Source organism: Novosphingobium sp. Leaf2, from assembly GCF_001421325.1.
Classification (GTDB): Bacteria; Pseudomonadota; Alphaproteobacteria; order Sphingomonadales; family Sphingomonadaceae; genus Novosphingobium.
Genome location: NZ_LMJY01000020.1, coordinates 141263 through 156956, shown reverse-complemented (window position 1 = coordinate 156956; position 15694 = coordinate 141263). Strand labels below are relative to the sequence as shown.

The window sequence follows — 15694 nt, the reverse complement described above, 5'->3', positions numbered from 1 at the left end:
ACCGCGGGAAAGCACAATCTCGCCGACCATTAGTAAGTTATCAAAGTTTCAACCTTAACTGTGCCCCTATTCACATGGGTACGCGCCTGACCGATCAGGCTACGCAAGGGTTGATGGCTTCATGACGGCATTTGGTCGGCGTAACGGTATTGGCGGGATGAGCCCGGGCGCACGCCCCGCGTTCGGCGTGGCCAAGCCGCTCAAAGGCAGCACCGACAAACCCTCTGCCACAAACTCCGGCGCGCCGGTTCCGGGCGATTCGTTTCCTGGACTGCCCGGTGATGGCCTTGCCCCAACGCGCGATGATGCGATGGCGCGGCTTGCCGATCGGGCCAATGCGGTTCACAGTCAGGGCGAGCAGAACAGCTTCGAAGCCTCGATCCACAAGATCAAGGAACAAGTGCTACCCCGCCTGCTGGAACGGGTCGATCCCGAAGCCGCCGCGACGCTGACCAAGGACGAGCTTTCGGAAGAGTTCCGCCCCATCATTATGGAGGTACTTGCCGAACTGAAGATCACCTTCAACCGGCGCGAGCAGTTTGCGCTGGAGAAGGTGCTGATCGACGAGCTGCTCGGCTTCGGGCCGCTGGAGGAGCTGCTCAACGACCCCGATATTTCCGACATCATGGTCAACGGGCCGAACCAGACCTACATCGAAAAGAAGGGCCGGCTGCAGCTAGCGCCCACCAAGTTTCGCGACGAGCAGCATCTGTTTCAGATCGCCCAGCGCATCGTCAACCAGGTGGGCCGCCGCGTTGATCAGACCACGCCGTTGGCCGACGCACGTCTCAAGGACGGCAGCCGCGTCAACGTCATCGTGCCGCCGCTCTCGCTGCGCGGCACCGCCATCTCGATCCGTAAGTTTTCCGAAAAGCCGATCACCATCGATATGCTGAAGGACTTCGGCTCGATGGACGAGAAGATGGCCACCGCGCTGAAAATCGCGGGGGCGTGCCGCATGAACGTCGTCATCTCAGGCGGTACCGGCTCGGGCAAGACGACGATGCTCAACGCGCTGTCGAAGATGATCGACCCGGGCGAGCGCGTGCTGACGATCGAGGACGCGGCGGAACTACGCCTGCAGCAACCACACTGGCTGCCGCTGGAAACACGTCCGCCCAACCTGGAGGGCCAAGGCGCGATTACCATCGGTGATCTGGTCAAGAACGCCCTGCGTATGCGCCCGGACCGCATCATTCTGGGCGAAATCCGCGGCGCTGAGTGCTTCGATCTGCTCGCGGCCATGAACACTGGACACGATGGCTCGATGTGCACGCTTCACGCCAACAGCCCACGCGAATGCCTGGGGCGTATGGAAAACATGATCCTGATGGGTGACATCAAGATCCCCAAGGAAGCCATCAGCCGCCAGATCGCGGAATCGGTGGATCTTATCGTGCAGGTAAAGCGCCTGCGCGACGGTTCGCGCCGCACCACTAACATCACCGAAGTTATCGGCATGGAAGGCGACGTGATCGTCACCCAGGAGCTGTTCAAGTTCGAATATCTGGACGAATCCGACGACGGCAAGATCATCGGGGAATTCCGCCCATCCGGCCTGCGACCCTATACGCTTGAGAAGGCACGCCAGTTCGGGTTCGATCAGGCCTATCTGGAAGCCTGCCTGTAAGGCAGCGCCATAACAGCGCCGCCTTGGAGTTCCGCCACGTTAGCTGAAGCTCACTTCTTTTCGAAGGCAGCGGTGATCGCGATCTGCGTATCATCACTGACCAGTGGCGCATACTTGGTGACGCCAAACGCGGTGCGCTTGATCATGCCTTCCGCTGTGAAGCCGATCGTGTACACCTTCTTCATCGGATTGATGGCACCGGCCTTGAACCTGGCCTTCAGCGTTACCGGGCGGGTCACACCGTGGAGCGTCAGGTTGCCGGTGATGTCGGCTGTAGACGGCCCGGTTTTCAAAACCTTGGTCGAGACGAAGCGGATCTGCGGATACTTTGCGGCATCCAGCCACTCCGCGCCGACCAGTTCATCATCAAGTGTCTTGTTCGTCGTCGAAACGCTGGCTGTGGGGACGGATACGTCCAGCTTGGCGGCGGCCACGTTCTTGGGATCGATGGAGAGCGTGCCGGTGGCACCGGGCAACGTGCCAAAAAATTCGCTGATGCCGAAGTGATCGACGGTGAAGCGAACGAGCGTATGGGCGCTGTCGATGGCGTACGTTCCGGCCTGCACCGAAGCTGCGCTGGTGTTTGCCTGCTGGGCGATGATCGGGGCGCCGACGGCCAGTGTGGCGATGGCGAGAGTTGCAGCAGCGATGTGCTTCATGATTGTGTCTCCTGAGATTTACCGGGTGTTTCTTCGCACTAAAATTACCCGATAGACACTGCGATAAACTGGGTGGTTGCGTTCAAGTTTCCTGCACAATCGCATTGCGTAAGGTCGATCGCGTGGATCGGGCCGGCAGCTATCTGGCCATCCACGCCCGGGCTGCCATGCCAAGGCAAAGCACTGCGACCAACAGGGCCCAGAAAAAGATGGTTGTCCAAGGCATGATGCCGACACGGTCAATGTGCTGACGGTGGAAACGCCGCCGATCCCCGATCCACGCGATGATCGCAACGGCGCTGGCTATCAGGCCCAGCCCGGTGAGTAATAAAACGTGGTCCATCCCGCGCTTTTAACGCGCTGATCCGTCCCGTGAACAGCTTTCCGTCGGCAAGATTTTACCCGTTTGGGCGAACCAGATTTCGCGCATCAGGGAACCTGTTCTGGTTATACGTGTTTTGACCGTTGCGCGGCTTGGGGTGACCGGCCGCAACCTTAAAGGAACAGGATCATGGTCAAGAAGTTGGTATTCGCTCTGGTCGCCGGTGGCATCGTGCTTTCGGCTTCGGCTTGCAACACCGTCAAGGGCGCTGGCCGCGACGTCGAGTCGGTAGGCCAGGCTGGCGAAAACGCGATCAAGTAAGCGCGTACCATCTCGCAGGCAGGCCGCTTACCCACCGAGTGCGGCCAGCCTGCGGCATGGATTTGAAAAACACGCGCGCTCTATTAATCGCGCGTTTCGGCCTGTCAGGCCGTTTGAACATGATGTGCAACCAGCGTCTTGGCCCGAAGCCAAAGTACAGTGCGGCTGAACACAATCATTCCCAGTGCGAACCCCAGCATCGCGTCGGTTATCAGCAACGCATGGGCATCATGCATAGACACCGACGATCCGCCGCCTGGAAGTATAAGCCGTCGCAGGGCAAACACCCCTAAAATCAGCACCAGCGCGACCGGTGATTGCCGCACCATCACCCGCGCATCACCGCCCTCACCTTCCACGTGAAGGCGCATCAGACGCGATCGTTGCGCCCCGATCCCTCCGCCTATTGCCAGCCCTGCCGCCAGCGACAGCCAGCCAAGCCCAGTGGGCGGCATGCCATACAGGGCAAGGCATACCGCCGCAGTCACCAGCAGCGGCATGATCCACAGCAGCGGCAGGCGCAACGGGCGGGCCCTGTTCACGGTGCGAAAGCGCCAGGCCATTACACCCAGAAAAATGAGCAGCGGCAGATACGCCGCCCATCCCGTGCTTGCGCCCGCATGCATAGTCTAGCTCCCACCGATCTCGCTGAGCGACGGGGTTCCGGCCATGCCGGGCTCACCTTGCCACACCAGCACAGGTTTGCGCGCCGCCAGCGTTTCGTCAAGCCTGCGGCGCGGTGCGTAATGCGGTGCCGCGTGCAGGCTGTCATCGCCGTCCTTGGCGCGCTGGGCAACGCTTCGCAGCGACGTGATGAACCGGTCCAGGCCCGCCTTGCTTTCCGTTTCGGTAGGCTCCACCAGCATCGCGCCCTTCACCACCAGCGGGAAATAGACCGTCATCGGGTGGAAGCCCTCGTCGATCAGCCCTTTCGCGATATCCAGCGTGGAAAAGCCGGGCGCCAGCCCGCTATCGCTGAACAAGGCCTCGTGCATGCACGGGCCGCTGTCGGCAAACGGTGCGGGCAGCACGTCCGCGCAGGCGCGCAGTACGTAGTTGGCATTGAGCACGGCATCCTCGGCAACCTGGCGCAGACCATCGGCGCCGTGGCTGAGGATGTACGTCAGCGCGCGGGTGAACATGCCCATCTGCCCGTGGAACGCCACCATGCGGCCGAACGCCTGCCCGTGGCCTTCGCTGGCGTTTTCTTCCTCGACCAGATGCATCGACCCATCATCGCCGCGGGTGACGAAGGGCAACGGCGCGAACGGCGCCAGCGCTTCCGACAGCACCACCGGACCCGCGCCTGGCCCGCCACCGCCGTGGGGCGTGGAGAACGTCTTGTGCAGGTTGATGTGCATGGCATCGATGCCAAGATCGCCGGGCCGCACTTTGCCGACGATCGCGTTGAAGTTGGCCCCATCACAATAGACATAGCCGCCCACCGCGTGAACGGCATCGGCGATGGCGCGCATGTCCGGCTCGAACAGGCCGCAAGTGTTGGGGTTGGTGATCATCACCCCGGCGACGTTGGGCCCCAGCTTGCTCTTGAGCGCGGCGAGATCGACGCGGCCTGCCGGCGTGGCGGGGATGGACTCCACCTTGAAGCCTGCGAACGCGGCGGTGGCGGGATTGGTGCCGTGGGCGCTTTCCGGCACCAGCACCACATCGCGCTTTTCGCCGCGCGCATCCAGCGCGGCGCGGATGCACAGCAATCCGCACAATTCGCCGTGGGCACCAGCCTTCGGGCTCATCGCTACGGAGGCCATGCCGGTCAGCGTTATCAACCAGTGGGCCAGTTGTTCGATAACTTCGAGGGCCCCTTGCACGGTCGCCTGCGGCTGCAACGGGTGCACGTCGGCAAAGCCCGGCAACCGGGCCATTTTTTCATTCAGGCGCGGGTTGTGCTTCATCGTGCACGAACCCAGCGGGAACGGCCCAAGGTCGATGCCATAATTCTGGCGCGACAGGCGCGTGTAGTGCCGCACGGTTTCCGGCTCGGTAAGGCCAGGCAGAACGGGTGCGGCCTTGCGCATGAACTTCGCCAGCCCTGCGGCGGGCGCACGTCCAGGTGCTTCCAGATCGACGCCGCACTTGTCCGCAGACCCCAGCTCGAAGCTCAGAGCCTCTTCGAGCATCAGCGCGTAATCACCGCTGGACGTTGCATTTTTTGCTTGAGCCGCGTCGCCCAGAGACGGTCGCCAGCCGGATGCGTTAGGGGCGTTCATGCGGTTTCTCCTGCGAGAATGGCTTCCAGGGCGACGGCGAAAGCCTCGATGTCGTCATCGGTCGTGGTTTCCGTCACGGCGACAAGCAGACCATTGTGCAGGCCGTCCGCCACCGGGAAAAGACGGCCCAGCGAGACGCCACCAAGAATTCCGCGATCCGCCAGGTCACGAACGACTTCGCGCGCATCGCGGGGCAACAGCACAGTCGCCTCATTGAAGTATGCCGCATTCAGCAGTGACACGCCGGGGATGCGGGCCAGGCGATCAAAGGTCATTTGCGCCTTTTCGTGGTTAAGGCCGGCCAGCCTTGCCACGCCCTCGCCGCCAAGCAAGGTCAGGTGAATGCTGAAAGCCAGCGCACAAAGCCCTGAATTCGTGCAAATATTACTGGTCGCCTTTTCGCGGCGAATATGCTGCTCACGCGTGGACAGCGTCAGCACAAAGCCGCGCTTGCCGGCAGCATCCACGGTCTGGCCGCATAGCCTTCCGGGCATTTGCCGAACGAACTTTTCCCGGCAACCGAACAGGCCAAGGTAAGGCCCGCCAAACTGCAGGCCCACGCCCAGCGATTGGCCTTCGCCCACCACGATATCCGCGCCCAGCACGCCAGGCGCCTCGATCATGCCCAGCGCGACCGGCTCGGTAACGACGACGACCAGCAGCGCGCCTTTGGCATGCGCTGCGTCGGCGATCGCGGCAAGGTCCGGAATGCGGCCCAGAACGTCGGGATATTGAACGACGACGCTGGAGGTATCCGCGTCGATTTGCGTGATGACCGCAGCATCGTCAGGGTCGGCGACCAGTTCCGGGGCCAGGCTGACGATGTCGTCCTGCGTGAACTTGGCCATCGTCCGGACCACTTCGCCGTAATGCGGGTGCAGACCGCCCGACAGCACCGTGCGCCCGCGCCGGGTAATGCGCGCAGCCATGAGGATGGCTTCCCAGCACGCGGTCGACCCGTCGTACATCGAGGCATTGGCGATGTCCGTACCGAACAGGCGGGCGACCTGGGTCTGGAATTCGAACAGCACCTGCAGCGTGCCTTGGGCGATTTCCGGCTGATAGGGCGTGTAAGCGGTCAGAAATTCGCCGCGCTGGATCAGGTGATCGACCGAGGCCGGAACGTGATGGCGATATGCCCCTGCTCCAAGGAAGAACGGAACGGAGCCTGCGCTCAGGTTCTTTGCCGCCAATGCGGTCATGTGCCGTTCCACCGCCATCTCGCTGGCGTGCGGGGGCAAGCCTTCGATGGGACCGGACAAGCGCGCGGCTGCGGGTACGTCGACGAACAGGTCGTCCACGCCGGCAACGCCGATGGTTTCGAGCATCGCCGCCCGGTCGGACGACGTCAGGGGAAGGTAGCGCATGAAGGCGTATCTCTTGCTTGGGCGCGGATGGGCGCGGCCGACTGGCAGGTCTGACCCGTCCCCCTAATTCAGGGCGAATGGGCCAGAACCGTGATCAGAGGCTATCGACGAAAGTCTTGTAGGCGGCTTCATCCATCAGCGCGCCCAGCTCTGACGTGTCCGACAGCGTGACGCGGAACAGCCAGCCGCCTGTTTCGGCATCGGTGTTCACCAGTTCGGGTTGATCGGCGAGCGCCTCGTTTACAGCGGCGATCGAGCCGGACACCGGGGTATAAACATCGGACGCGGCCTTCACCGAATCCACCACCGAAACGGCATCGCCCTTGCCCACGCTGGCGCCTTCGGCGGGCAGGTCAACGAACGTGATGTCGCCAAGCTGGCCCTGTGCATAATCGGTGATGCCAACGGTGCCGACATCGCCGTCGACTTCGATCCACTCATGGTCTTGCGAGAAATAGCGGGTCATCAAAAGCTCCTCAGCGGTGATAGCGGTGGGGGACGAAAGGCATCGCGGCTACGCGTGCATCAAGACGCTTGCCGCGCATTTCGACAGACAGGGGCGTGCCATCCTGGGCGTGCGCGACATCGACGTACGCCATGGCAATGGGACGCTGCAAAGAGGGTGAGAATCCACCTGAAGTTACGAGGCCAACCTGCTCATCTCCGGCAAAAACCTTGGCGCCTTCACGCGCCGCCATGCGGCCATCGAGAAGCAGGCCAATGCGGCGGCGGGTGGTGCCGTTGGCAAAGTCAGCCTGCACGCGCTCGGCACCGGGAAACCCGCCGTCGGTGCGACGGCGCTTGTTGATCGCGAACTTCAAGTCGGCATCTACCGCGCTGGTTTCCGGCGACAAATCATGTCCGTACAGCGGCAGTCCCGCTTCAAGACGCAAGGAGTCGCGCGCGCCCAGCCCGATCGGCTTCACCTCCGGTTCGCCGCATAGCAGATCAGCGACCGTCGCGGCATCTTCGGCCGTAATGGAAATCTCGAAACCGTCTTCGCCGGTATAGCCGGACCGGCTGATCCACGCTTCTACACCGCCGATGGTGAATTGGCCGCCCTTCATGAACGTCAGTCCTGCAAGCGGATACTGGCCGCCAATGTGGCGTTCCAACGCAGCAAAGGCCTTGGGCCCTTGCAGCGCCAGCAGCGCGCGGTCATCCAGGTGATTGAGCGTGATGTCATCCGGCAGGGTTTCGCGCAAGGTGCCGATATCGTCCCATTTGGTGGCGCCGTTGACGACCAGATAGAAACCGCCCGGCCAGCGCGCGACCATGAGATCATCCAGGATCCCGCCGTTTTCATCCAGCAGCAGCGAATAGCGCACCGCGCCCAGCTTGAGCGTGGACAGGTCGATCGGCAGCGCGCCCTCCAGCGCGGGCTCCACGCCCTCGCCCGATACCAGCAACTGGCCCATGTGGCTGACATCGAAAAGACCTGCATTCTCGCGCGTCCACAAGTGCTCGGCCATGATCCCTTCGTACTGGACGGGCATCACGTAGCCCGCGAATTCGACCATGCGACCGCCACGCTCACGATGCCAGGCATCAAGCGGCAGGGTCAGCGGGGCCAGATCTTCCGCGCCGTCTTCATCTTCGGAAACAGGATATTCGCTCAAGACACGGCTCCGCAGCAGGTATGGTTCACCAATCGGTGCCCCCTCTGTCACGGAAGCCTGAGAGCTTCCCCGGCATCATCCACGACGGGACGGACCGGGTTACACCGTCGGCGGCCACGTGCGCATGCACGGGGCACTTTCCAGAGGCTCGCTGTAGACGCCGCGCGGTCCTTTTGCCTGAGAGATTCCGGGGCGGTTGCTCCTTCGGCGCCGTTTCGACGAATCGAAACGAACTCTCCCGCGCGTGTCAGCGAAGTGCGTCAGCCTTGGGTTAGCCTCCGACGCAAGTCAATCAGCGTCATGTCGAACCGAGCGATAATCCCGCTGCGATCAAGGCATCATGTTCGTGCACGTAAGCGCCGGGCGTTGCATCTCGCGCCAAGCCAAGCGCCGCTTTGGCGACCGCGTTGGCGGGGATCGAGCGATACCGGCGCAGTGGCCCGTGCAACACCACCCGGTCAAGCAGCGGCGCGGCCAACTGCCCCAGCGTTTCGAGCCCGCGCCGTTGCGCACGCTTCCCGCGCAGCAGGCCGGGGCGCAAGATGTCGAGACGGCGAATGCCAAGTCGCGTCACGGCAGCTTCCGTCAGCCCCTTCACCGCCAGATAGAAATTGCTGCTGTGCGCATCCGCGCCGACGGATGACACCAGGATCATGTGCCCGATGCCGCCCGCCAGCGCGGCCTCGGCAACGAAACGGATCAGGTCATGGTCGATGGCGTTGAACTGCGCGCGGCTGCCGGCCGCCTTGATCGTGGTGCCCAGCGCGCAGACCAGCACGTCGGCATTCGCAGACGCGATCAACTCGGGCCAGTCTATGGGCTCCGCGACCAGCATTTCGGGACATGGGTTGGCCGCCGCTCCGGCCTTTGGCCGTCCCACGCCGATCACGTGGATACCCGGCACGCTGATGGCCTGTTCGCAGATCGCGCGGCCAACCAGCCCGGTGGCGCCGACGAGACAGAGGCGCAAAGGCCGTTCCCCCACGCTCAGCGCCGCCTAGACATTGCTCAGGCCTTCGGGCGTGCGCCCGTAGATGTCGGCATGGCGGGCGATGGCGAACCGGTCGGTCATGCCGGCGATGTAATCGGCGATGTGACGGCTGCGGTCCGGCTCGAAGCGGGGCAGTGTGTCGATCCAGCTTTCTTCCATCAGCACCGGCTCCTGCGAATACGCGGAGTACAGCTCAGCCAGCACGGCACGGGCCCGGCGTGCGGTTTCCATCTGCTCGGGATGGTAATACAGCTTGTCGTACATGAACCGCTTGAACGCGCGCTCTGCCGCGGCCATCTCCGGCGAGAATGCCACGAGCGGCCGCCCCGCGGCGCGCACTTCGTCAACGCTGGAGACGCCAACCAGGTTCGCCTGGGTCTGCGCCACCAGATCGTTGACCATGTGGCCGATCTGGCTGCGGATCAGTTCCGAAAGCTGCCGCCCGATCTCCACGCCGGGATAGCGCCGCTCCACCTGCGCCCATTGCGCGGCGACGAAAGGATGCGCGAGCAGTTCGTCCAGGTCGAGGAACCCGGCGCGCAGGCCATCGTCGATATCGTGGTTGTCGTACGCGATGTCGTCGGACAGGGCCGCCACTTGCGCTTCCAGCGAGGCGTGGGTTTGCAACTGAAGCGGATAAGCGTTGTCAAGTTGCGCCAGCGCCCAGGTGGGCTCCGCAACCGGACCGTTGTGCTTGGCCAGGCCCTCCAGCGTCTCCCACGTCAGGTTCAGGCCATCATGCTCGCAATAGGGGCTGTCGATCCGCATCAGCGTGCGCAAGGTGTGCGCGTTGTGATCGAAGCCGCCCGCCTTGTGCAGCGCAGCGTTCAGTGCATCCTCCCCGGCGTGGCCGAACGGGGGGTGGCCAATGTCATGCGCCAGCGCCAGCGCCTCGGTCAGGTCTTCGTCGAGGCCCAGGATGCGGGCGATCACGCGGGCGATCTGCGCCACCTCCAGGCTGTGCGTCAGGCGAACGCGGTAATGATCGCCATCCGGCGCGATGAACACCTGCGTCTTGTAGCGCAGGCGGCGGAACGCGATGGAATGTATGATGCGATCCCGGTCGCGCTGATACGGGCTGCGCGCACCGCGGGCGAGGCCGCTGTCGGCCGGAAACTCCCGACCGCGTGTACGCGCCGGGTCGCAAGCGTAAGGAGCCAAGGTCAAAGCGCGCACTCCGCAATTCTACGGCAGCGGACGGCCGTTCGCCTCGCCCCTAGCGGGACAGGCCAGTGGAGCACAAGAGCGCCGAACTGGTGGTGACCTTGACGATCCGGCGGTCGTCCAGGCTTTGCAGCGCGGCTATGGCATCGGCTTGTGTGTGCATGCGATCGTGCAGGCTTCCCAGTTCGTGCAACTGGCGCAGCGACAGGCGCTTGGCGAGGCGCCGACCCATGCAGGACGCAGCGTCCTCGCTCATCCCGGCATTGAGGAAAGCGGCGCGCACGCGGTCCTGCGCATACCAGTTGACGCCATACCATCCCGCCGACGCGACGAAGACGAGCAGGGCCAGCGCGACCACCGCACGGATCACGCAGCGGCGTCCGCGAACCGTAAAGACATCAGGACGCGATGAGGGCGACGACCCCTGCCGCGATCACGAAACAGGCGATCGTGCCCCAGGTAGCGGCCTTGATGAAGCCGTTATACGTTTCGGTGGCGACCTTGATGTCTTTGCCTGAAGCCATGATCCATTTTCCCCGGTGTCGTTGAATTTGAGCACGGTCTTAGCCTCCCGACTGTTTCCTCTCAAGTGCCCAAGCGCATCAAATGCGCTGCTGCATTTCCACGCTTCACCGCAAGGGCAGGCTTAATGCGGTCTTTACCGCTTTGCCCTAAAGACTCCCCTTGCGAACTTCACAGCAAGGCCTGACAAAGCAACGACACATGGCGGAACTTGATCAGCGCCTTCTCATGCTCATCGACGATGAACCGGCGCAAAGCCGGCTCATCTCGGCCCTCGCCTCCCGCGAAGGGTGGCGCACGCTGATCGTACGCGACGCCGAAACCGCTATCGCGACGCTGGGCACCCGGCAGGGCATGCAGCTTTCCGCCATTGTGCTGGACCAGTGGGTGCCCGGCGACGACGCCTGCGCACTGATTGCCGAACTCAAAGTGCGCCGCCCCGCTTTGCCGATCCTGATGCTGACCGCTAGCACTTCGCCCTTGCTGGCCGTAGAGGCGATGCGCGCCGGCGCGACCGATTATCTGGTCAAGCCTGTCGCGCCGGACCGGCTGATGGAGGCCCTGCGGTCCGCCACCACGCTGGAAGCCCCGCGGGACGAGCTTGCCCCGCTGACCGAGAAAATGCCGTCCAACCCGGACTTCGAATCGATGATCGGGGCATCGCCGAACTTCCGCAAGGCTCTGGCCGTGGCCGCAAAAGCCGCGCGCGGCCATTCGCCGGTGCTGATCGAGGGCGAAAGCGGCACGGGCAAGGAAATGCTGATCCGGGCGATGCACGCCGCCTCGCCCCGCTCGCGCCTGCCGCTGCGGATCATCAACATCGGCGGGGTGCCCGCCAACTCCATCGAATCCGCGCTGTTCGGGCATGAGAAAGGCGCTTTTCCCGGCGCGTTCGACCGGCAGATCGGTGCCCTGCAACACTGCGACGGGGCAACCCTGGCGCTGGACGAGATCGACCGCCTGCCCTTGCCCGTGCAGGAACGGCTGCTGGAAGCGGTGCGCAAGGGCGATTGCCGCCCTATCGGGGCGCGCCATTCCTTCCGCGTCGATGTGCGTCTGATCGCGGCCAGCAACCTGCCGCTGGCGGACCTTGCCGATCAGGGCCATTTTATGCCCGAACTGCTCGCGGCCATTTCCCCCACCAAAGTCTATCTCCCGCGCCTGCGCGAGCGCACCGGCGACATTCCCGCCCTCACCCGGTTTTTCCTGGCGCGCATCGGCGAACAGCCGGGCCTGCGCGAGTTGGGCATAACCGACGGCGCGTTGTCGCTTCTGGCCGCCTACGACTGGCCGGGCAACGTGCGCCAGTTGCAGGCCGTGCTGTTTCGCGCCGCGGTGTTCTGCGATGGCGATGCGCTGACGTCAGACGATTTTCCACAGCTTCTCAACATCCTGGGAACAGGTCCGTCCACAGCGTCGAACCCCATGCAGGAAAGTTCGGGCGTCATGCTCTATACCCCGGATGGCCACTTGCGACCGCTGGAGGACATCGAGGCGGACGTGATCCGGCTGGCGATCGGCCTGTATCGCGGGCGGATGACCGAGGTGGCGCGCAGGCTGGGGATAGGCCGGTCCACGCTGTACCGCAAGTTGTCGGAACTGGGGATCGACAACGCGGCATGAGAGCGCGATACTCCTCCCCACCAGCAACGGAGTTCTTCCACTTGGTCCAGTAACACCGCCCCGGCGGAGCGTTTGCACACGATTAGCGGCTTTAGATGGCCGCAGGGACCGAACGTATTGGAAGAATTCATCATGCCATCATTCATCGGCAAGACTGCGCTTATCACCGGCGCGGCATCGGGCATCGGCGCTGCATGCGCGCGGCTGCTCTCTGAAGAAGGCGCCGCTCGCCTGATCCTGGTGGATCGCAACCACGGCGCCATGGAAGCGCTGGGCGTCCGATGCCCCACCACCTGCATTGCTGGCGACGTTGCGGAACCGGACACATGGGACCGCGTGGATGCGGCGCTGGACGGCGGGCTGGATCTGGCGATCCTGAATGCCGGCGTCACCGCATCCGGCGCGATCGTCGATCTGGACTTTGCACAGTGGCGCGCGGTGCTGTCCACCAATCTGGACGGGGCCGCACTTTCGTTGCGGTGTGCGATGCGGGCCATGCGGCAACGCGGCGGCGCCATCGTCCTCACCGCATCGGCCAGCGGCATCAAGGCGGAACCCGGCACCGCCGCTTACGGGGCCAGCAAGGCGGCGGTCATCCACCTTGCCAAAGTGGCCGCCAAGGAAGGCGCACCGCTTGGCATCCGCGTCAACGCCATCGCGCCGGGCGGCGTGGATACGCCGATGTGGGACGCGGTCCCGATGTTCGCCGATATGGCGACAGACGCCGGCAGCCGCAGCGCCGCCATCGCCGCGATGGGCAGCGCCGCCACGCCGCTGGGCCGTTTCGCCACGGCAGAAGAAGTGGCGGCCCAAATCAGCTTCCTGCTGTCCGATGCGGCGGCCACGATCACCGGCGCCGTGCTGGTCAGCGATGGCGGGTATGCGGCGTGAGTGCCGCCGCCCCTTCACCCAGCGCCGACGTCAGCCCGGCATCTGCGAAAACGCGGTCAGCGCCGCATCGCGCAGGCCCCGCCAGACGCGCACCGCCTGCACCGTTTCGGGTACATCGTGAACGCGCAGGATGTGGGCGCCGGCATCCATCGCCTTGACCGCCAGCGCCAGCGACCCGCCCAGCCGCTGGTGGGCGGGCGCTTCGTTAGCCAGCGCGCCGATCATCCGTTTGCGGCTGACTCCCACCAGCAGCGGCTGGCCCAGCGCGTGAAACAGCGGCAGGGCGTTGAACAGCGCCAGGTTCTCCGCCAGCGAAAGTCCGAAGCCGAAACCGGGGTCCAGCACGATGCGGTCCGCGGCGATCCCGGCGGCCACGCAGGCATCGCGGCGCGCCTCCAGCCAGTCGAACACGTCCAGCGCCACATCGTGGAACGCGGCGCCGGAATGCAAGTCGTCCGCCTTGCCCGGCGCGTGCATCAGCACCACCGGCGCACCTGATGCCGCCGCAAGCTCCAGGCTGCGCGGATCGTAGCGCAGCGCGGATACGTCGTTGAGAATATGCGCGCCCGCCGTCAGCGCCGCCTCCATCACGGCTGGTCGGCGGGTATCGATGCTGATCGCGGTGCCCATAGCCGCAAGCCGCTCCACCATCGGCACTACGCGGCGCAGTTCGTCGCCTTCCCAAACGGCCGCTGCGCCGGGCCGGGTCGATTCCCCACCCACGTCGATGATTGCGGCGCCCGCCTCCACCATCGCGAAAGCGTGATCGGCGGCGATTGTGCCGTCGTCCAGAAACTGCCCGCCGTCGGAGAAACTGTCCGGCGTCATGTTCAGGATGCCCATGACTTGCGGCTGGTCGAGCCGGATCGTGCGCGCGTCGCCGTTGGTCAGCGCCACGCTCAACGGCGCGTGGGCTTTGCGCAGATTGCTCCACTGACGCTCCGCCGCCGCGCCCAGATCAGCGGGCAGTGCGGCCAGGGCCTTAGGGACTTCATTAACCGCGACCCGCTGGCGGGACAGCACCCTGCCCCCTTCCCGCACGATGACGGCGAAGCGGCTGGCCCACACCATCGCGCCGGCCAGACGCACCGCCTCGCCCTCCTCGCTTTGCGGGCTTTCCGCAAACGCGATGGGCCGGATATAGACCTTGCGGTCGGTCACGGTTCGGTGGCGAGCAGGTAAAGCTGGCGGATCACGTCAAGCGGCTTGACCTCGCCCTGATGTTCAAGGTGCCAGAACGTCCAGCCGTTGCACGAGGGTGCGCCCTGCAGTTGCGCCCCCACCGCATGGATCGACCCCGAGGCATCGCCAGACCCAAGCGAACCATCGGCCCGTACCGTGGCGACATGCCGGCGCTTCTTGTCCCACACCAGGGTTCCCGGCGCGATCCAGCCTGTTTCGACCAGCGTGCCGAACGCCACTTTGGGCGCGCTGCGCTTGGACTGCATGGTCTTGAGCGCGCTTTCATCCAGCGGCAGGGCCATCTCGATCCGCTCCATGGCAGCGGCGCGATAATCCCCCTCACGCTCGCACCCGATCCATTCGCGCCCCAACCGCTTGGCAACCGCCCCGGTGGTGCCGGTGCCGAAGAACGGGTCAAGCACAACGTCACCCTTGTTGGTGGTGGCCAGCATCACCCGGTACAGCAGCGCCTCTGGTTTTTGCGTGGGATGAACCTTGCGGCCATCCTTCTTCAACCGCTCTGCTCCGTTGCAGATCGGCAGCACCCAGTCAGAGCGCATCTGCAACTCGTCATTCAGGGTCTTCATGGCGCGGTAGTTGAAGGTGTACTTCGCCTTTTCACCCATCGAGGCCCAGATCAGCGTTTCGTGCGCGTTGGTAAAGCGGGTGCCCTTGAAGTTGGGCATCGGGTTCGCCTTGCGCCACACGATGTCGTTCAGGATCCAGAACCCCATGTCTTGCATGATCGCGCCCAGGCGGAAGATGTTGTGATACGATCCGATCACCCACAGCGACCCTTCGGGCTTCAGGACGCGGCGCGCCTCGGTCAGCCATTCGCGGGTGAACTGGTCATACGTCGCGAAGCTGGCGAACTTATCCCAGTCGTTGGTGACGGCATCCACGTGGCTGCCATCCGGGCGGGACAAGTCGCCGCCCAGTTGCAGGTTGTAGGGCGGGTCGGCGAACACCATATCCACGCTGCCATCGGGGATGGTACGCATCGCCTCCACGCAGTCGCCGGGAATGATGTGGCCGAGCGGAAGCAGTTCCCTGGGCGTGGGGGCTGGTGCCCGCGCCCGGATGCGTTCCTTGACCAAAATCTGCCCCATGACTGCTCCGCCAAACTGTGGATAAGGCAGCACGGTGAGTCATTGCGGACTCCGCGTCAAGGCTCG

Annotated in this window: 16 protein-coding genes and 2 riboswitches; of the genes, 4 read left to right on the top strand and 12 right to left on the bottom strand. The window is 64.2% G+C overall.

Annotation, left to right across the window (positions count from 1 at the left end; all coding sequences use genetic code 11):
* The first annotated feature begins 121 nt into the window (after positions 1-121).
* On the top strand, positions 122-1630 hold the full coding sequence (locus ASE49_RS16160) for a CpaF family protein (protein WP_200922076.1): 1509 nt from the start codon (positions 122-124) through the stop codon (positions 1628-1630).
* Positions 1631-1680: 50 nt separating this feature from the next.
* Here ASE49_RS16160 and ASE49_RS16155 read toward each other — a convergent pair whose 3' ends face one another.
* Complete coding sequence (locus ASE49_RS16155; RefSeq protein ID WP_056774843.1) at positions 1681-2289, bottom strand: YceI family protein; 609 nt, start codon at positions 2287-2289, stop codon at positions 1681-1683.
* A gap of 511 nt (positions 2290-2800) precedes the next feature.
* Between ASE49_RS16155 and ASE49_RS16145 the strand changes: the two genes are divergently transcribed.
* Positions 2801-2932: an entericidin A/B family lipoprotein gene (locus tag ASE49_RS16145; protein WP_056774839.1), complete on the top strand. Its 132-nt coding sequence runs from the start codon at positions 2801-2803 to the stop codon at positions 2930-2932.
* Between the two features lie 104 nt (positions 2933-3036).
* Here ASE49_RS16145 and ASE49_RS16140 read toward each other — a convergent pair whose 3' ends face one another.
* The 9 genes from ASE49_RS16140 to ASE49_RS17940 all read right to left on the bottom strand — a co-directional run bounded on the left by ASE49_RS16140 (position 3037) and on the right by ASE49_RS17940 (position 10852).
* Positions 3037-3558, bottom strand: coding sequence for a CcdC protein domain-containing protein (locus tag ASE49_RS16140; RefSeq protein WP_056774836.1), 522 nt, complete (start codon positions 3556-3558; stop codon positions 3037-3039).
* 3 nt (positions 3559-3561) lie between these two features.
* Entirely contained in the window at positions 3562-5160 is a 1599-nt protein-coding gene (gene gcvPB / locus ASE49_RS16135; RefSeq protein ID WP_056774834.1) for an aminomethyl-transferring glycine dehydrogenase subunit GcvPB, read from the bottom strand.
* On the bottom strand, positions 5157-6527 hold the full coding sequence (gcvPA, locus tag ASE49_RS16130) for an aminomethyl-transferring glycine dehydrogenase subunit GcvPA (protein ID WP_056774831.1): 1371 nt from the start codon (positions 6525-6527) through the stop codon (positions 5157-5159). Before gcvPA ends, gcvPB begins: the two co-directional genes overlap by 4 nt.
* A 94-nt stretch (positions 6528-6621) precedes the next feature.
* Positions 6622-6993 carry a glycine cleavage system protein GcvH gene (gcvH, locus tag ASE49_RS16125; protein WP_056774829.1) on the bottom strand — a complete coding sequence of 124 codons (372 nt, stop codon included), beginning with the start codon at positions 6991-6993 and terminating at the stop codon, positions 6622-6624.
* A 10-nt stretch (positions 6994-7003) separates the two neighbouring features.
* Positions 7004-8146: a glycine cleavage system aminomethyltransferase GcvT gene (gene gcvT, locus ASE49_RS16120; RefSeq protein ID WP_056774826.1), complete on the bottom strand. Its 1143-nt coding sequence runs from the start codon at positions 8144-8146 to the stop codon at positions 7004-7006.
* A 34-nt stretch (positions 8147-8180) separates the two neighbouring features.
* Positions 8181-8300: riboswitch (glycine riboswitch) on the bottom strand.
* A 1-nt stretch (position 8301) separates the two neighbouring features.
* Positions 8302-8397, bottom strand: a riboswitch (glycine riboswitch).
* 47 nt (positions 8398-8444) lie between these two features.
* Positions 8445-9131: an NAD(P)H-binding protein gene (locus ASE49_RS16115; RefSeq protein ID WP_082456525.1), complete on the bottom strand. Its 687-nt coding sequence runs from the start codon at positions 9129-9131 to the stop codon at positions 8445-8447.
* Positions 9132-9143: 12 nt separating this feature from the next.
* Entirely contained in the window at positions 9144-10304 is a 1161-nt protein-coding gene (locus ASE49_RS16110; protein WP_056774821.1) for a deoxyguanosinetriphosphate triphosphohydrolase, read from the bottom strand.
* 49 nt (positions 10305-10353) lie between these two features.
* The gene (locus tag ASE49_RS16105; protein ID WP_056774818.1) at positions 10354-10671 is read right to left on the bottom strand and encodes a hypothetical protein; all 318 of its coding nucleotides are present in this window, start codon (positions 10669-10671) and stop codon (positions 10354-10356) included.
* 28 nt (positions 10672-10699) lie between these two features.
* Entirely contained in the window at positions 10700-10852 is a 153-nt protein-coding gene (locus ASE49_RS17940) for an aa3-type cytochrome c oxidase subunit IV (protein WP_327195770.1), read from the bottom strand.
* A gap of 172 nt (positions 10853-11024) precedes the next feature.
* On the opposite strand from ASE49_RS17940, the gene ASE49_RS16100 reads away from it, so the two are divergent.
* Together ASE49_RS16100 and ASE49_RS16095 are read left to right on the top strand one after the other, a co-directional pair.
* A complete protein-coding gene (locus tag ASE49_RS16100) occupies positions 11025-12446 on the top strand; it encodes a sigma-54-dependent transcriptional regulator (RefSeq protein ID WP_056774816.1) in 1422 nt (473 codons plus the stop codon).
* Positions 12447-12578: 132 nt separating this feature from the next.
* Complete coding sequence (locus ASE49_RS16095; protein WP_056774976.1) at positions 12579-13337, top strand: SDR family NAD(P)-dependent oxidoreductase; 759 nt, start codon at positions 12579-12581, stop codon at positions 13335-13337.
* A gap of 30 nt (positions 13338-13367) precedes the next feature.
* Here the strand turns inward: ASE49_RS16095 and folP are convergent, their stop codons facing one another.
* Both folP and ASE49_RS16085 read right to left on the bottom strand, forming a co-directional pair.
* Positions 13368-14498, bottom strand: a complete 1131-nt coding sequence (gene folP / locus ASE49_RS16090) for a dihydropteroate synthase (RefSeq protein WP_056774814.1) — start codon at positions 14496-14498, stop codon at positions 13368-13370.
* Entirely contained in the window at positions 14495-15628 is a 1134-nt protein-coding gene (locus ASE49_RS16085) for a site-specific DNA-methyltransferase (RefSeq protein WP_056774811.1), read from the bottom strand. The genes folP and ASE49_RS16085 overlap by 4 nt, the downstream gene beginning before the upstream one ends.
* Positions 15629-15694: the final 66 nt, after the last annotated feature.